Below are 17064 nucleotides of genomic sequence, written 5' to 3' on the forward strand. Positions count from 1 at the left end.
GTTTTTTATATGCTCAAATATAGTATTAATTGAGTAATTGCTTGGCATGTTCCATAGCAGAGCTAGAAACATTAGTACCCCCAAGCATTTGAGCAATTTCTACGATACGCTCTTCTGGTGTCAATTTTTTAAGTTGTGTTTGAGTTAAATCATTAACATCTTCTTTAAACACTTTGAAGTGATGATCTCCTTTAGCAGCAATTTGAGGAAGATGCGTTATGGTAAATACTTGCATTGCTTTACTCATCTCTTGCATTATAATTGCCATCTTATTTGAAATTTCACCAGAAACCCCAGTATCTATCTCATCAAACATGATGGTTGGCAACTGTGTGTAATTTGATAAAATATGCTTTATAGCGAGCATAATACGGGATAACTCTCCACCAGATGCCGACTTTTTTAAATCGTTAAATTGACCGCCTTTATTGGCCGAAAATAAAAACTGTAATTCATCACTTCCATTAGAAAGGAAAGTTACTGATGTTTTCAAATCTATATTAAACTTAGCATTTGGCATTCCTAGCGTTACTAAAATGGACTCTAATTGTTTTATTAACTTCGGAATAACTTTATTCCTATTAGAGTGAATTGTTTGTGCGACCAGCACTAATTTATTTTTAAACAGCTCTTTTTGATTCTCTTTTTCTGAAATGTGAGCATCTAAATTTTCTGTTTCTAAAACTTTATTTGATAAGTCTTCTCTTATATGAATAAGCTCTTTAACGCAAGACACTGAATGCTTTTGCATTAAATTATGAAGTGTCTGTAGTTTTGTGTTCACCACGTCTAAGCGATTAGGATTTGCTTCAAGCTGATCTTCTAAGTTTTCAATTTCAGAAAAAACATCATCCAATTCAATTAAACTACTATCTATACGATCATAAATGGATTGATATTGCGCACCAAAACCTACCAACTTAGACAGATGTTGTTTTATGTCTCTTAAATTTGATGCAATACCCACGTCTTCGTCACTTAACAATTGATGAGATTGACCTAGTTTATCTTTGATCTCTTCTACGTTATTAAGTGTTTCATATTCGATTTCAAGCGTTTCCAATTCGCCGTCCACTAACTTCGCTTCTTCTAATTCTTTTAATAAGAACAAATTATAATCAAGCTCTTTAAGAGCTTCTACCTTTTGATTTTGGAGTATTTTAATTTCCGAAGTGATACTTTTAAACCCTTTTAATTCTGAAATGTACTGACTCAAATTCTCGTCATTATTGGCTAAGGCATCAATAATTTGAAACTGAAAATCATCATTAGTTAGTTGTAATGTCTGGTGTTGTGAATGGATGTCTAATAAGTGCTCGCCTAATACTTGTAGATCATCTAATTTAACTGGAGTATCGTTTATAAAAGCTCTCGACTTTCCTGACGGGAGTATCTCTCTCCTTAAGATAGTAACCGATTCGTAATCCAAATCTCGATTTTGAAATAATGGCTTTAGCTTGTATTTAGCAATATCAAAAACACCTTCAATAACACATTTTTTTGATGAATCTTTAACACTAGCTAAATCTGCCCTTTTACCTAATATAAGTGACAAACCCCCTAAAAGAATAGATTTCCCTGCTCCTGTTTCTCCTGTAATAATAGTAAGTCCATTATTAAAGCTTACTTGAAGTTCATCAATAAGTGCGTAATTTTTTATGGTAAGTTGTGTAAGCATAAAGTTCTTTAATGTAAAGTAAAATTAACCAAAATACTTATGGTAATAACTAAAAGCTTAGAAATTTATATCGCGCCACTTTGAGGCATGCATTGGTGCTATTTTGGTTAATGTAGATATCAAATCAGATACATTAACAGATGGTCCTCCACTAAATATTTGTTGTATTTCATCAGATTTTGTATCAAAAAATACACGCATCAAAAAAGAATTGGGCCTCTTATTGTTCATGCTTTGCAAGCTTCTTATCGTCTTAGCTATTGCCTCTTTAGCTTCTTTAGGATTGGTATTCATTTGATCCATACCTTCTCTGTGATACGAATACAGCACCTCTCTATACTCTTTAAATGTCGGTGATAATATATTATCAATTAATATAAAACGGGTTTGTCTTCCATCTTCAAGCTTCCAACCTTTAGCACTATTTTGTTGCGAGTAATTTAAAATAGTTTGTGCTTGTTGAAAATACTCATCACCACCATTTGGGCTAAACGTATCTGCATCTAAACCTAAAATCATATACATATGAAACGAAAGAACCGATATTAAATTAGATTCAAATTGTGTTGGATTGTATACAAAATTCTGAAATTCTAAATATTGAAAATCAAAATCTTGATCGTTAAAATTATAGGTAGGTGTTCCATACGTTGATCCAAAAACTGGTCTCGACGCTTGCACTTGAAGAGTCGCTTGAAATCTATCTGTATCATAATCGACTATTGTCACGACCATAGTACAATCTATACGCTCTTGATTTTTGTATGATTTATTAGTCCATTGTGTATTATTCACAAATTCTCTAAGTTGACGCTCTAAGGTTTTGAAAACTTGGACATTTTCATTACCTGTTTGTTGTGCATTTACAACCACATTACAATTCAACTCTTGAGACCAAGACATCGTAACTACTAATATTAAAAAAATATATAAATACTTATGCATGTGTTTGTTTTAAAATTTGTTGCATTAAATCTTGTGCTACTTCTGTCTTAGACTTTAACTCATGAGCAATAATTTCATGAGATGCAGTTATAAAAGTAACTTTATTTGTTGAACCTCCAAAACCTGCTCCTATATCATTTAATGAATTCAACACAATTAAGTCTAAATTTTTAGATACTAATTTCCCTTTAGCGTGTTCCAATTCGTTATTAGTTTCTAATGCAAAGCCGACTAAGAACTGCTGTTTTTTAATCGCTCCCAAGGACTTTAGTATATCTTTAGTTTTTTCTAACTCAATAGTAAACGTTGATTCCTTCTTTTTTATTTTTTGCTCTGCAATATTTTTTGGTCTATAATCTGCAACTGCTGCAGACAACACAGCGATATCTACATTTTTAAAATAATTATGACATGCCTCATACATCTGTTGAGCACTTGTTACACGAATTACATTGATGAGACTGTGAGCTACAGTTTGATGAGATGGTCCAGAAACCAATATCACCTCAGCGCCTAAATTCGCAGCTGCTTTAGCGATTTCAAAACCCATTTTACCACTAGAATGATTTCCAACAAATCGTACAGGATCTATCGATTCGTAAGTTGGGCCCGCTGTGATTAATACTTTTTTATGGCGCAGTGGTAATTTCCCTAGAATATCATTTTCAATAAAGGTAACAATATCTTCAGGTTCAGCCATACGACCTTCTCCAACAAGACCACTTGCTAATTCTCCAGAAGTTGCTGGAATCATGATATTTCCGAAGGTATTTAATTTTTCAAAAGAATTTTTAGTAGATTGGTGTTTGTACATATCCAAATCCATTGCTGGAGCAAAATATACTGGACATTTCGCCGAGAGATACGTCGCCATCAACAAATTATCAGAAGTACCATTTGCCATTTTAGACAGGGTATTTGCTGTAGCTGGAGCGATAACAAAGACATCTGCCCAAAGCCCTAATTCTACATGATTATTCCACATAGCATTATCATCATCTTCATTAGTAAAGGAAGAATATACTGAATTTTTGGATAATGTAGATAATGTTAAAGGGGTAATGAAGTCTTTAGAAGCAGGCGTCATAACGACCTTTACGTTTGCGCCTGCTTTTATAAAAAGCCTAACTAGGCCAGCCGTCTTGTAAGCAGCAATACCAGCAGTAATGCCTAGTAATATGTTTTTGCCGCTTAATATTGAAGACATGCTTATATTATTCCTGAACGTCGTCGTCAGTATTTCTGTAATAGATTTTGTCATCTAACCATTCTTGAACTGCTAAAGCATGTGGCTTTGGCAATTTCTCGTAGAATTTAGACACTTCAATTTGCTCTTTGTTTTCAAAGATTTCTTCAAGGCTGTCATTGTAAGTTGCAAATTCTTCTAATTTGTCAACTAACTCACGTCTAATGTCTGTGTTAATCTGTTCTGCCCTTTTAGCGATTACAGAAATTGCTTCATAGATATTATCTGTGGTAGCATCGATAATATTTCTATCGTACGTTTCTGTTGATACAGGAGCATGTGTCTTCTTTAAATCCATGGTATGTGTAAATTAACTTTTTGTATTATATTGTTCAAATGCAGTGGTCATTTCTTCATTCATTTTATCTGCTTCTAAAATTAATTCAGAATTTGGATAAAACTTTTTGAACGTCGTGTAATAATTAATTGCAATATTTAATCGTTCTTCTTGTTTTGCATTGATACTATTGATTCCCAGTTTATAAGCCGAATCTAATCTGTAAAACATGGCTTGCTCTCTAAAACTTGTTCCTGGAAAATCTGCTAGAAAATTGTCAAATGCTTTTATCGCAGCCAGATAATCTGAAGATTCGAAATAAGCTATATAATTATATTGTTTAGCAATTTCAAATGCCTTACGCTCCAATTTGTAATCTAATTCTTTGATTAATACATTCGCTTGAGGTAACAACTCTGAGTCTGGGTATTTATTTACAAACAATTGAAATCTTTCTAGTGCATGAACAGTTTCTTGTTGATCTTTGCTATACACAGGTGACACCTGGTAAAAACTTTTTGCTGCTAAAAACGACGCTTCTTGTACTTTTTCACTTGTTGGATAACTACTTTCAAAACGGTTTAATTGATACCCAGCAGTAACGTAATCTCCCATTTCATAAAATGATCTAGCATACATGTACATTAATTTTTCGGCTTGAGGTTTCCCTCTATATTTTGGAACTATTTGTGTAAAAAGTCTATTAGCTTTAGACCATTTTCCTGCGTCAAACAATTCTGTCCCCAAACTAAACTTGGTCGCAGTATCCTCAGATTTAAGTGCTTTTTGAAATTCACTACAGGAACTCAAGACAATCGATATGGCTAATAAATAAAATAATTTCTTCATAAATAAAAAACAGGTTGCAAAAGTACGTATTTATAACGTATAATAAAAACAAATATTCTATACTAAGTAATAACCAAAAATAGCCCATGAATTTAGGCTCTCATTATGATTAAGTAATTTTTAACTTTTAAATTAAGATTCAATTTCTTGAAGCGCCAATTTTATATTTTGTTTAAGTTGATTTGAAGCTTCGACCAAAGGTAATCTCACGATAGCTTTTGATAGTTTCAAAGCTTCTAAAACGGCCTTAATACCAGCAGGATTATTTTCAGAAAATATAAGAGCCGTCATGTCCATTAATTTAAAATGAATCTTATAAGCTTCTTTTGCATTCCCTTTTAGTCCTAAATTAATCATTTTAGTAAATTCTTTAGGAATTGCTTGTCCTAAAACAGAGATAACTCCTGCTCCACCGGCCAAAATAATACCTAAAACAAGATCGTCATCTCCAGAAATAATCAAGAAATCTTCTGGTTTATCACGAAGTAATTTTAAATATTGATGCACATTATTACCTGCTTCTTTTACTGCTATTATATTTTGAAAATCCTTTGCCAAACGTAATGTGGTTTCTGTAGACATATTAGAAGAGGTACGTCCAGGTACATTGTACAAAATAATATCTATAGGTGATGCGTCTGAAACCGCTTTAAAATGCTGATAAATCCCCTCTTGTTGTGGTTTACTATAGTATGGTGAGACTGACAAAAGTGCATCTATTTCGGATAAATCTGTTGCTTTAATTTCATCTACTACACTTACGGTATTATTACCTCCAATACCCAAAACCAAAGGTACTCTACCGTTATTTACTCTAGTAATTGTTTTTATAATAGCTTTCTTTTCAGCCTGGGTAATCGTTACACTCTCTCCAGTTGTACCACTAATAACAATATAGTTTGTACCGTTGTCAATATTAAAATTCACCAAGTTTGCCAATGCGATATGGTCTATGGTTAAATCTTCGTTAAATGGAGTAATAATGGCGATACCTGTACCATGAAATTTTGTCATTTATAATTTATTTAAAACTGTTAAATATTTTTTTAGTTCGTCTTTAAAAACTGAAAACTCTTTGGGTTTTACATCTATCATTAAATCAAATAAGCGCTCATCTTCATTTGTTAACCCTACTTTGAAATTAGCCTTTGAAGATGCCGTAATTAAGTTAAGTTCAAGATGATTTTCTTTGTAATAACTAATTAAAACATCAAATTTTGTATCCACAAAAATTTGTAAGTCAATATTATTAATTTTTCCTTTCCAACCGAAATCTTTTGGATTAAAATACGTATCCCAAAGCTCATTTGAATCTTTTGTGTCTTCAACAAAAGCTATAATTTTTGTTTTCGCTGCCTGAATTCCTAGGGACTTAAAAAACAACCTAAAGGACTCAAAATCAGAAAATTCACTGACACTCAAGATAACACCAACGGTATTCATTTTATTATTACTAACTGCAACTTGTCGTGCACTTAACAATTTGTTGATATATTTTTGATTTGATTTTTCTTTAAATACCTTTAAAATCATTTATCTTTATGCTTTATACAAATGTAATAAAAACACCTAGTAAGACATTCTAAACATCATATAATAAAGTTCATGAATTATAAACATGTAATACTCTTATTTTCAATTTTAATTTTAAGTGCTTGTAAAAAACAAGACGTTTATCTAAATAAAATTGAAGGCAGACAGATTAACATTTCTGATAGCCTAAAAATTGACCAAAACATAGAAGACTTCGTTAAACCGTATCGCAAGCGTGTTAACGCGGACTTGGATAGTGTGCTTGCTTACGCTGTTGACACGTATTCAAAAAATGATGGCGATTACAATACCGCAATTGGAAACATGTTGGCAGATGCCGTTTATGAACAATCTAACCCTATCTTTAAAAGTAGAACTGGAGAGACTATTGATTTTGTATTACTTAACCATGGAGGTATTAGATCCATAATCTCTAAAGGCGACATTACTACGAGGACTGCTTATGAAGTAATGCCTTTTGATAATTCTGCTGTGGTGGTAAAATTAAAAGGAACTCAAGTTAAAGAGCTTGTTGAATACTTAGCTAAAGGCAAACGTGCTCATCCTATTTCACGACTTAATATTGTTTTAGATGCCGACGGAAATCTTAAATCTGCAACACTAGATGGCACACCACTAGATTTTAGCAAAACATACAATGTAGCTACCAATGATTACCTATATAATGGAGGTGATCGTATGGACTTTTTTAAGACTAATGATAGTTTATATGTGCTAGATTATAAAGTTAGGAATGTACTTATTGATTATTTCTCCAAAATTGACACCCTTAATCCGGTCATTGACAACCGATTTATTAAGCTTAAAAAATAATTATGCAAAGAAGACAATTTTTACAACAAACAGCAGCTGCTTCAGCATTAGTAGGACTTAGCGGATTAGGTTTAACATCCTTCACTCCTGCAACAACTAAAAAAATAACCATATTACATACCAATGATGTGCATAGTCACATTGATGCTTTTGGACCTGATGACGGAAGAAACCCTAATCAAGGAGGTGTAGCTAGGCGTGCAAGTTTGGTTGAATCTATTAGAAAAGAAAACCCAAATACTTTATTACTAGACGCTGGTGATATTTTTCAAGGCACACCTTACTTCAACTATTATGGTGGAGAATTAGAGTTTAAACTCATGAGTATGCTTAAATATGATGTTGCAACTATTGGAAATCATGATTTTGATAATAGCATAGAAGGACTTTACGCTCAATTACCACATGCTAAATTTGATTTTGTATCTGCTAATTATGATTTTTCAAATACAGTAATGGATACACACGTAAAACCTTATCGTATTATCATTAAAGATGGTATAAAAGTTGGGGTTTTTGGATTAGGTATTGAACTCAACGGTTTGGTAGAAAAACGCATGTATAAAGAAACAGTCTATTTAGATCCTACAGAAGCTACTCAAGAAATGACGAGAATTCTAAAAGAGGACGAAAAGTGTGATCTAATTATCTGTTTATCTCACTTAGGATATAACTACAGAGAACCTTCTCAAAAAATATCTGATTTGAAACTTGCAAAAACCACTAAAGACATTGACCTTATTATAGGTGGTCATACGCACACATTTTTGAAAAAACCAACGGTTGTAAAAAATTCCGAAGGAAAAAACGTACTCGTTAATCAAGTTGGTTGTTACGGAATTAACCTAGGGAAAATAGATTTCTATTTTGATAGCGATAAAAATAAAGCAGCAAACGGTACGTCTATTATTGTCTAAATAACTCACTTTTTTTTAACATAAAAGCTATTACAAAAATATAGCCTTATAAATTCAAAGTTATTTGACGTAAATGTTCTCTAGTGGAAATGACATATTTGCTACAACTACTTACATAAAAAAGACACTCAAAATAGGTGTTAGTAGAAACACCAGGCTAATTGACTTTCTAAATGAGGAGTTTAAATTAAAGGAAATGCTGGACTTTTATTTTATGCTACTTTCACAACGGTTATATTGCCATTAATAATAGTGCTACTTTAGACCACGGAAAAGAGATTTGAATAATCAAAAAGAGATTAAATCTTCAACTCTTGATGCCTCTCATAAAGAGGATTATACTCGGCCTTTAATTTGGATTGAATATAAAAGAAAACAAAAGCTCCAACTAAAAAGAAAGAATACGTAACATTAAGAGCATTGTCGAGATCTGAAATATAAAAATAGGCTATTTGAGTCACCTCAGAAAACACAATACATATAGATCCAACAAGAATATTCATTGACTTCTTAGTATCATTATACATGCAATTAATCAAAGCTAAACACATTAAAAACATAATAACCGAATTATATATGAGCTCTACAGAATGCGTATAATTGAGAAACAATCGGGTCTCCGATAAATCTGTTATCATATAAACAACAAAAAATCCTAAGATAAAAAGTAATACTGTTTGAAAAGGAAATCTAGAAACAGCTTTCTTAAAGTTCATTATTGAAAAGATTCGTGAAATTAAAAATACATATGCTAAAATATAAAACGCATTTCCAATCAAATAGTGTGGGTCGTATACAGCGCCTGCTGGTGGAATTATATCGTAGGTAATATAATTATGGACTTCGGCAGCAGAATAACTTACCAAAAACAATATAAATAACATATGCTTTTTCTTTACTCCAATACAATACAATACAACTAAAAGAGACATACCTAACGCTTTTACACCAAAAGCCTCAAGCTGCTGTCCTAGATACTGCAGCCCCAGAAATAGCACACTCAATAGTATGAGAACACTACTTAAAATTTTACTTATGTTCATACATCATTTATTAAAACAAGACAAATATATAAAATAATTGCACTTAAACGTATAAAAACGTATTTAATCGATAAAATAAGAGGTTTTGTAAGAATTTTATCTAAGTTTTAATAAAAAGTCATTTTCCGAAATTATCTCTACTCCCAGTGTTTCTGCCTTGGCCAGTTTACTTGGGCCCATTTTATCACCTGCAACTAAAAAATTGGTCTTCGAAGATATTGAAGACGACACCTTTCCGCCATTATCTTCAATCATTTTTTTGAGCTCTGTTCTAGAAATCGTTTCAAAAACTCCAGAAACCACTATCGATTGTCCTTTTAGCTTATCGGTTTGATTGGCTAACTTTTCGGCAGAGATAGCAAGCTGAAGTCCAAAACTTTTCAACTTCTCTATATTTTCTTTATTGTCTTCAGAAGAAAAGAAAGCCACAACACTCTCAGCAATACGATCTCCAATCTCATCAACAGCTATCAAATCCTCAACCGATGCATTTGCAATAGCATCACTACTTTTATAATGCTTAGCTAGTTTTTTAGCTACGGTTTCACCCACATATCTAATCCCAATGGCGAATAAAACCCGCTCAAATGGTATTTGCTTTGAAGTCTCAACGCCATTTATCAAATTCTCAGCACTTTTCTCGGCCATACGTTCTAATGGCAATACCTGCTCTTTAGTTAATGTATATAAATCTGAATAGTTTGAAATCAAACCTTCATTAACTAAAAGCGCAATAGTCTCACCTCCTAAACCCTCTATATCCATGGCTTTTCTAGAAATATAATGCTGGATACGTCCAATAATTTGCACATTACACCCATTATAATTAGGACAATAATGTTTCGCATCACCCTCCTGTCTCACCAATTCGGTTTGACACTCTGGACATTGCGTAATATATTGAGTAGACAAAGAATCTACTGGTCGTTTGCTAAAATCAACAGCTATGATCTTTGGGATAATTTCTCCGCCTTTTTCTACATAAACGGTATCACCTTCTCTAACATCAAGTTTTTCAATTTGATCTGCGTTATGTAATGATGCACGTTTTACAGTCGTACCTGCTAATTCTACAGGTTCCAAATTAGCGACAGGTGTAATAGCTCCAGTGCGCCCCACTTGATAGGTGATTTCATTTAAACGCGTGGAAACCTGCTCAGCTTTAAACTTATATGCCATTGCCCAACGTGGCGCTTTCGCTGTATAGCCCAATTCTTCTTGCTGCTGTAGATTATTAACCTTAATCACAACACCATCGGTTTCATAAGGCAGATCATGACGATGCTCATCCCAATACTCCACAAACTCAAAAATAGCATCTACAGAACTCACTAATTTTGCAGCACTTGGAACTTTGAAACCCATTTGTCTCGCTTTTTCCAAACCTTCAAATTGAGTATCAAACCCTAAATTAGGTCCCGTAATATTATATAGCAAACATTCTAAAGGTCGTTTTGCAACCTCAGCGCTATCTTGTAGTTTTAAACTTCCAGACGCCGTATTTCTTGGGTTTCTGTAAGGTTCCTCTCCTGCTTCCAATCGCTCTTCATTCATTTTAATGAACCCTTCAAAGGGCAATACGATTTCTCCTCTAATATCAAATATCGCCGGAAAATCGCCTTTCAACTGTAATGGAACAGATTTTATGGTTTTTATATTAGCGGTCACCTCATCACCTTGCGTACCATCACCTCGTGTTACTGCTCTTAATAAACTTCCGTTTTCATAAGTCAAACTAATAGAGGCGCCATCATACTTTAATTCACAGGTATAATGAACCTCACCGTCAACCATTTTTTTAATACGTTTTTCCCAATCCAATAAATCGTCCTTAGAATAGGAGTTATCTAACGAATACATACGATGCTCATGAACAACGGTATTAAAATTTTTAGTCACCTCACCTCCTACTCGCAACGTTGGCGAATTAGCATCGTAAAATTCTGGATGCATTTCTTCCAAAGCCTGAAGCTCCTTTAATTTGAAATCAAAATCATAATCACTAATCGTTGGATTATCTAATACATAATAATTATAGTTATGCTCGCGAAGTTCATTGCGAAGACCTTCTATATTTTGTTGAATGCTCATTAAAATCGTAGTAAAAAAAAGTTATCTTTAAAGCATCTAATATAGTAAAATGTCATTCAAAAAAATTGTAGTCCTCTTTGTTTTTATAACCTTTTTATCCAATTGCAAAACAGAAGATTATGCCACTGAAATTCCGCAAATTATTCCTGCACCCAATACCCTAACAATTAATGAAGGGTATTTCTTATTAGATAGCACTATAGGAATCGCTTACGATGACAACTTTAAAATTTCTGGAGATTTTCTTCGGAAATATCTGCAGAAAGGAAGTACAATCGAATTAACTGACAGTAACGATATCCAATTCAAATTAGACGATACCATTGAAAACCCTGAAGGCTACCAACTCGACATTCAACCTTCGGCTATAATAATCAAGGCAAAAACAGACCAAGGTGCTTTTTATGCAGTGCAGACCTTACGTCAATTATTACCTCCAGAATTTGAAAACGGTTCATTTTCCGAAGAAAACCTAAGTATTCAATGCATAACCATTACAGATGCTCCGGAATTTCAATATCGCGGGATGCACTTAGATGTTGGTCGTCATATGTTCTCTGTAGATTTTATTAAACAGTATATTGATGCGCTTGCGCTCTTAAAAATGAACACCTTTCACTGGCATTTAACCGAAGACCAAGGTTGGCGTATTGAAATCAAAAAATATCCAAAGCTTCAAGACATCGCAGCGTATAGAAACGAGACATTGATTGGCCATTACAGTGACCAACCACATCAATTTGATGGGAAACGTTATGGTGGATTTTACACACAAGAGGAAGTCAAAGCTATTGTGGCTTATGCGCAAGCACGACATGTGACTGTTATTCCTGAAATTGAATTACCTGGACATGCTCAAGCAGCAATTAGCGCTTATCCTAATTTAGGGTGCACTGGAGAGCAAGTTAACGTCGCCACAAAATGGGGCGTTTTTGAGCATATCTATTGTTCTAAAGAGGAGACTTTTGAATTTCTTGAAGATGTTCTTGACGAAGTCGTCACTTTGTTTCCTAGTGAATACATTCATATTGGTGGAGACGAAGCCCCAAAAACAAACTGGAAAACATGTGATCAATGTCAGAACCGAATTAAAGAAGAAGGTTTAAAAGACGAGCACGAACTTCAAAACTATTTCATTACTCGAATAGAAAAACACCTCAACTCCAAAGGCAAAAAAATTATTGGTTGGGATGAAATTCTAGAAGGTGGTCTAGCTCCTAATGCAACAGTAATGTCTTGGAGAGGAACTAAAGGTGCAATTGAAGCTGCAAAACAAAAACACAATGTGATTATGACACCAACATCACATTGCTATTTTGATTATTATCAATCCACGAATCCTAATGAACCAACAGCAATTGGCGGATTCCTACCCTTGGAAAAAGTATATAATTTCAATCCTATTCCTTCGGAATTATCTGTGCGAGCATCCAAATATATTCTTGGCGCTCAAGGAAACATCTGGACTGAATACATGCCAACAGAGGATCAAGTTGAATACATGGCTTTCCCGAGAATGTTCGCTATGAGCGAAGTAGTTTGGTCTCAAAACGAGAATAAAGACTATCCAGATTTCATAAAACGCGTAGAACATTTTAATAAGCGTTTAGATGTTTTAGACATCAATTATGCGAATCATTTGTATGAGATTGAAGGCAAGCTCATTTCCAAAAACAATAAAAACTATTATCAATTGTCTACAACCTTAGCCGATAAAATAATATATTATACAACAGATGGAAGTCCGGTGAATCTATTATCATCGGTTTACGATAAGCCAATACCTATTAAGGAAAACACTAAAATCATAGCTGCAGTTTTTGATACTGAAAAACGTCTTGGTTCTGTTTTTTATGAAACGATAAATTATCATAAAGCGGTTGGCGCAACAATAACGATTAACAAAACAGCACACAAGTCCTATTCAGGAAGTGGACCAGAAGGATTGATTAATGGAATTTTGGGAAGTGATTCTCGTTATGGTGATCACCAATGGTTAGGATTTTGGGGAGAGGATATTGAGATTACGATTGATTTGGTTGAAGAAATAGAAGTGAAATCGATTGAGACTAGATTCTATAATGGGAATGGTCAATGGATTTATGCTCCAAATGAAGTAGATATTGAATTTATACTGGATGATGGAAGTCGAGTAACAGATAAAATAAAGGTAGAAAATCAAGAAAACAAGACGCTAGCAAACATAAATTACAAATTTGTGACGCCAAAAAAGTTAGATATCAAAGTCAAGACAATAATTTTAAACATCCCAAACTACGGCATTATTCCAGATGGTAAACAAGGTGCAGGACAAAAAGCTTGGACGTTTATTGATGAAATCATTCTAAACTAATATCTTGTTGTCATTTCGTACATGATGAGGAACCCACTTTTAACTAAAAATTAATAAGATTCCTACCTTCGCAGGAATGACAGTAAATATGACACTAGAAATCTGCACCAACTCATACCAATCTGCAAAAAATGCTCAAATCGCTGGAGCAAAACGCATCGAACTCTGTAGCGAATTATCTGTTGGTGGCATCACACCTAGTTATGGATTGATACATCAAATCATTGAGGAATTAGATATTGAAACCTTTGTGCTCATTAGACCCAGAAGTGGTAACTTTCAGTATTCTGAAGCTGAGTTTGACATCATCAAAAAAGATATTCAAATCTGTAAAGACTTGGGCTGTCACGGGATTGTCTCTGGTGTTTTAAATGAAGATAACACTATCGATATCAAAAGAACTCAAGACCTTATAGCATTATCAAAACCACTACCATTTACATTTCATCGCGCCTTTGATGTTGTGCCAAATCCAGAAAAAGCTTTAGAACAACTCATCAAATTAGGTGTCCATAGAATTTTAACCTCTGGACAACATCCAAAAGCTATTGATGGCATAGAAAACTTAAAGGCACTAAAAGAGCAAGCTAAAAACAGAATTATACTATTAGCTGGAAGTGGTATTAATTCTCAAAATGCTAAACTATTCAAAGATGCTGGTTTTGAAGAACTACACGCATCAGCTTCGGAAGTAATACATACAGTATCTTCAGTATATTTTGGAAACACACCTCAAACGGTTTCCAGTATTACAGAAATTAAAGCCATTTTAAAAACGATTGACAATGAAGTATAGTGTTTTAGTAATTATTCTTTTGACACTAATGAGTTGTCAGCCAAAGCATGATCTTCCTGTGACTGTTGATTTACATAAAGATTGGCAATTTAAAGCCTTAACAGATTCTATATGGCAAGCAGCAACTGTTCCAGGGAATGTGCATTCAGATTTGTTGGATAATAAACGTATTGAACATCCATTTATTGGCGCTAATGAAGATGGTTTACAATGGATCACCGCAACCAATTGGGAATATAAAACCACATTTTTTGTGGACAAAGAAACGTTTCTAAAGAAATACATAGAACTCAATTTTGAAGGCTTAGATACCTACGCATCTGTGTTTTTAAATGACAGTTTAATTTTGGAGACGAATAATGCGTTCCGTCAATTTTCAGTGGATGTCAAACCTACTCTAAAACTTCAAAACGAGCTAAGAATCATATTTGAGAGAACGTCTATTTCCGAAGAAAACAAAAAGGCAAAACTAAATTACCAACTACCTGAAGGTAATCGCATTTTTACACGCAAAGCACAATTTCAATATGGCTGGGATTGGGGACCAAAACTCAATACGAGTGGAATTTGGAGACCTGTAACTTTGAGTGCCTGGAATGATTTTAAGATCAAAGAATTTTATGTGGAACAACTCGAACTAAACAAGGAATTTGCTCATATGGTAATTAACTTAAAAAATGCGAGTACTATTGAGAACAATTCAGATTATGATATTTATATAAACGATCATCTCTATAAAACCTATAAAAATAAAGAAGGTAGTAAAGAACGTCATTCTAAACCTTTAATGGTTACTATTGAAAACCCAAAATTGTGGTGGCCACATAATTTAGGAGAATCTTATTTGTACGATATAAAAGTTGTTGTTCGGGATGACAAAACCATTCTCGATAGCATTTCTGTAAAAAAAGGATTGCGGACTATTGAATTGGTGACAGACAAAGACAGTATTGGTGAATCATTTTACTTTAAAATAAATGACGTACCTGTGTATATGAAAGGTGCCAATTACATTCCGCAAAATAGTATGCAAAATCAAGTTACAGATGCACATTATGAAAAACTTTTAGACGATGTCGTGGATGCTAATATGAATATGTTGCGTGTTTGGGGAGGAGGGATTTATGAAAATGATATTTTCTATGACCTATGTGACGAAAAAGGCATTTTAATTTGGCAAGATTTTATGTTTGCTTGCGCTATGTATCCTGGAGATAATGACTTTTTAGAAAACGTAGAAAAAGAGGCGATACAAAACGTAAAACGCTTACAAAACCATGCCTCTATCGCACTTTGGTGTGGTAATAATGAAAGTTCTGAAGGTTGGAATCGTTGGGGCTGGCAAGCCAATAGAAGTGATAATGAGAAAGATGAGATTTGGAATAACTACTTAAAGATATTTGATTCCATCCTACCAAATACGGTTAGTAAACTTACAGAAACTCCATATTGGCAATCGTCTCCACGTTATGGAAGAGGCAATCCAAGCTATAAAACCGAAGGCGATGCACACGATTGGTGGATTTGGCATGATGCCTACCCTTTTGAGCATCTAGAAGAAAATGTACCCCGATTTATGAGTGAGTTTGGGTTTCAGTCGTTACCTAGTTATGAAACGATTAGATATATCAACCAAAATGATTCTATCGAGATGTCATCTGCTGGTTTTAAAAATCATCAAAAACATGCTCGCGGATTCCAACTCATTGACGAGTATATGCAACGTGATTTCCCGGTTCCAAACAATGCAGAAGATTATGTGTATGTGAGTCAGTTATTACAAGCCTACGGAATTGCAAAAGGCATCGAAGCACATCGTCGCGCCAAACCTTATAATATGGGCACGCTATACTGGCAATTAAACGATTGCTGGCCTGCGGTGTCTTGGTCGAGTATTGATTACTTCGGAAATTGGAAAGCTTTGCATTATCAGGCTAAAAAGAGTTTTGAGAATGTTTTGATATCTGCTGTTATTGAGGATAATCGTGTAAAGATTCATATTGTTAACGATCACCCAGAATCAGTTTCGGGTCAACTAAAAGTAACATTAATAGATTTCAAAGGCAACAATAGCTTTGCGTATATTAAGGAGCAAACAACAGTTTCTAGATTGTCAAGTGCTCTTGTTTTTAATGAAGAACTCACTATTAAAGATAAATCAACATCGTTTTTAAGGGTTACTTTTGATAATAAAACGCGATTGTTTTATTTTAATAAACCCAAAAATCTAAAATTAGATAAAGCACCAATCGAAAAAACAATAACGAAAACGACCAAAGGGTTTCAAATCACTTTAAGAAGTACAACGTTACAGAAAAATGTATTTCTACACACTAAAGCAAAAGGTCATTTTAGTGATAACTATTTTGATTTAATGCCTAATGAAACCATAGTAATTAAGCTTAAAACTGAAGCTGAAATTGAAAAACTCGTTGATTTGAAGATTAAGACTTTGAATGATTTAGTACAATAACCCTATTGTTATAAAAATTCCATTAAACT

Annotated in this window: 14 protein-coding genes; 5 read left to right on the top strand and 9 right to left on the bottom strand. The window is 33.7% G+C overall.

Translation table 11 applies throughout. The features are described 5' to 3' along the window. Nucleotides 1–25: 25 nt before the first annotated feature. The 7 genes from recN to H593_RS0107315 all read right to left on the bottom strand — a co-directional run bounded on the left by recN (nt 26) and on the right by H593_RS0107315 (nt 6528). Nucleotides 26–1678, bottom strand: coding sequence for a DNA repair protein RecN (gene recN / locus H593_RS0107285; protein ID WP_028871841.1), 1653 nt, complete (start codon nt 1676–1678; stop codon nt 26–28). A gap of 57 nt (nt 1679–1735) precedes the next feature. Continuing rightward, nucleotides 1736–2623: a type IX secretion system protein PorD gene (gene porD, locus H593_RS0107290; protein ID WP_028871842.1), complete on the bottom strand. Its 888-nt coding sequence runs from the start codon at nt 2621–2623 to the stop codon at nt 1736–1738. Beyond that, nucleotides 2616–3830 carry a bifunctional phosphopantothenoylcysteine decarboxylase/phosphopantothenate--cysteine ligase CoaBC gene (gene coaBC / locus H593_RS0107295; protein WP_037051703.1) on the bottom strand — a complete coding sequence of 405 codons (1215 nt, stop codon included), beginning with the start codon at nt 3828–3830 and terminating at the stop codon, nt 2616–2618. The genes porD and coaBC overlap by 8 nt, the downstream gene beginning before the upstream one ends. Nucleotides 3831–3837: 7 nt before the next feature. Further along, nucleotides 3838–4167 (bottom strand): DNA-directed RNA polymerase subunit omega, encoded by a 330-nt coding sequence (locus tag H593_RS0107300; RefSeq protein ID WP_028871844.1) that lies wholly within the window; start codon nt 4165–4167, stop codon nt 3838–3840. A gap of 12 nt (nt 4168–4179) precedes the next feature. After that, nucleotides 4180–4995, bottom strand: coding sequence for an outer membrane protein assembly factor BamD (locus H593_RS0107305; protein WP_028871845.1), 816 nt, complete (start codon nt 4993–4995; stop codon nt 4180–4182). A gap of 132 nt (nt 4996–5127) precedes the next feature. Beyond that, nucleotides 5128–6009 (bottom strand): 4-hydroxy-tetrahydrodipicolinate synthase, encoded by an 882-nt coding sequence (gene dapA / locus H593_RS0107310; protein WP_028871846.1) that lies wholly within the window; start codon nt 6007–6009, stop codon nt 5128–5130. Next, a complete protein-coding gene (locus H593_RS0107315) occupies nt 6010–6528 on the bottom strand; it encodes a DUF6913 domain-containing protein (protein ID WP_028871847.1) in 519 nt (172 codons plus the stop codon). 72 nt (nt 6529–6600) lie between these two features. Between H593_RS0107315 and H593_RS0107320 the strand changes: the two genes are divergently transcribed. Further along, on the top strand, nt 6601–7362 hold the full coding sequence (locus tag H593_RS0107320; RefSeq protein WP_028871848.1) for a 5'-nucleotidase C-terminal domain-containing protein: 762 nt from the start codon (nt 6601–6603) through the stop codon (nt 7360–7362). Nucleotides 7363–7364: 2 nt separating this feature from the next. Then, nucleotides 7365–8279 (top strand): bifunctional metallophosphatase/5'-nucleotidase, encoded by a 915-nt coding sequence (locus tag H593_RS0107325; protein WP_028871849.1) that lies wholly within the window; start codon nt 7365–7367, stop codon nt 8277–8279. A gap of 299 nt (nt 8280–8578) precedes the next feature. Here the strand turns inward: H593_RS0107325 and H593_RS0107330 are convergent, their stop codons facing one another. After that, nucleotides 8579–9322 carry a hypothetical protein gene (locus H593_RS0107330; RefSeq protein ID WP_028871850.1) on the bottom strand — a complete coding sequence of 248 codons (744 nt, stop codon included), beginning with the start codon at nt 9320–9322 and terminating at the stop codon, nt 8579–8581. A 96-nt stretch (nt 9323–9418) separates the two neighbouring features. Then, nucleotides 9419–11413, bottom strand: coding sequence for an NAD-dependent DNA ligase LigA (gene ligA, locus H593_RS0107335; protein ID WP_028871851.1), 1995 nt, complete (start codon nt 11411–11413; stop codon nt 9419–9421). A 49-nt stretch (nt 11414–11462) separates the two neighbouring features. On the opposite strand from ligA, the gene H593_RS0107340 reads away from it, so the two are divergent. The 3 genes from H593_RS0107340 (at nt 11463) to H593_RS0107350 (ending at nt 17035) form a co-directional block, all read left to right on the top strand. Continuing rightward, the gene (locus H593_RS0107340; RefSeq protein ID WP_028871852.1) at nt 11463–13766 is read left to right on the top strand and encodes a beta-N-acetylhexosaminidase; all 2304 of its coding nucleotides are present in this window, start codon (nt 11463–11465) and stop codon (nt 13764–13766) included. A gap of 88 nt (nt 13767–13854) precedes the next feature. Further along, complete coding sequence (locus H593_RS0107345) at nt 13855–14562, top strand: copper homeostasis protein CutC (protein WP_028871853.1); 708 nt, start codon at nt 13855–13857, stop codon at nt 14560–14562. Continuing rightward, a complete protein-coding gene (locus H593_RS0107350; RefSeq protein WP_037051707.1) occupies nt 14552–17035 on the top strand; it encodes a beta-mannosidase in 2484 nt (827 codons plus the stop codon). Before H593_RS0107345 ends, H593_RS0107350 begins: the two co-directional genes overlap by 11 nt. Nucleotides 17036–17064: the final 29 nt, after the last annotated feature.

This window comes from Psychroserpens burtonensis DSM 12212, assembly GCF_000425305.1.
GTDB classification, from domain to species: Bacteria; Bacteroidota; Bacteroidia; order Flavobacteriales; family Flavobacteriaceae; genus Psychroserpens; species Psychroserpens burtonensis.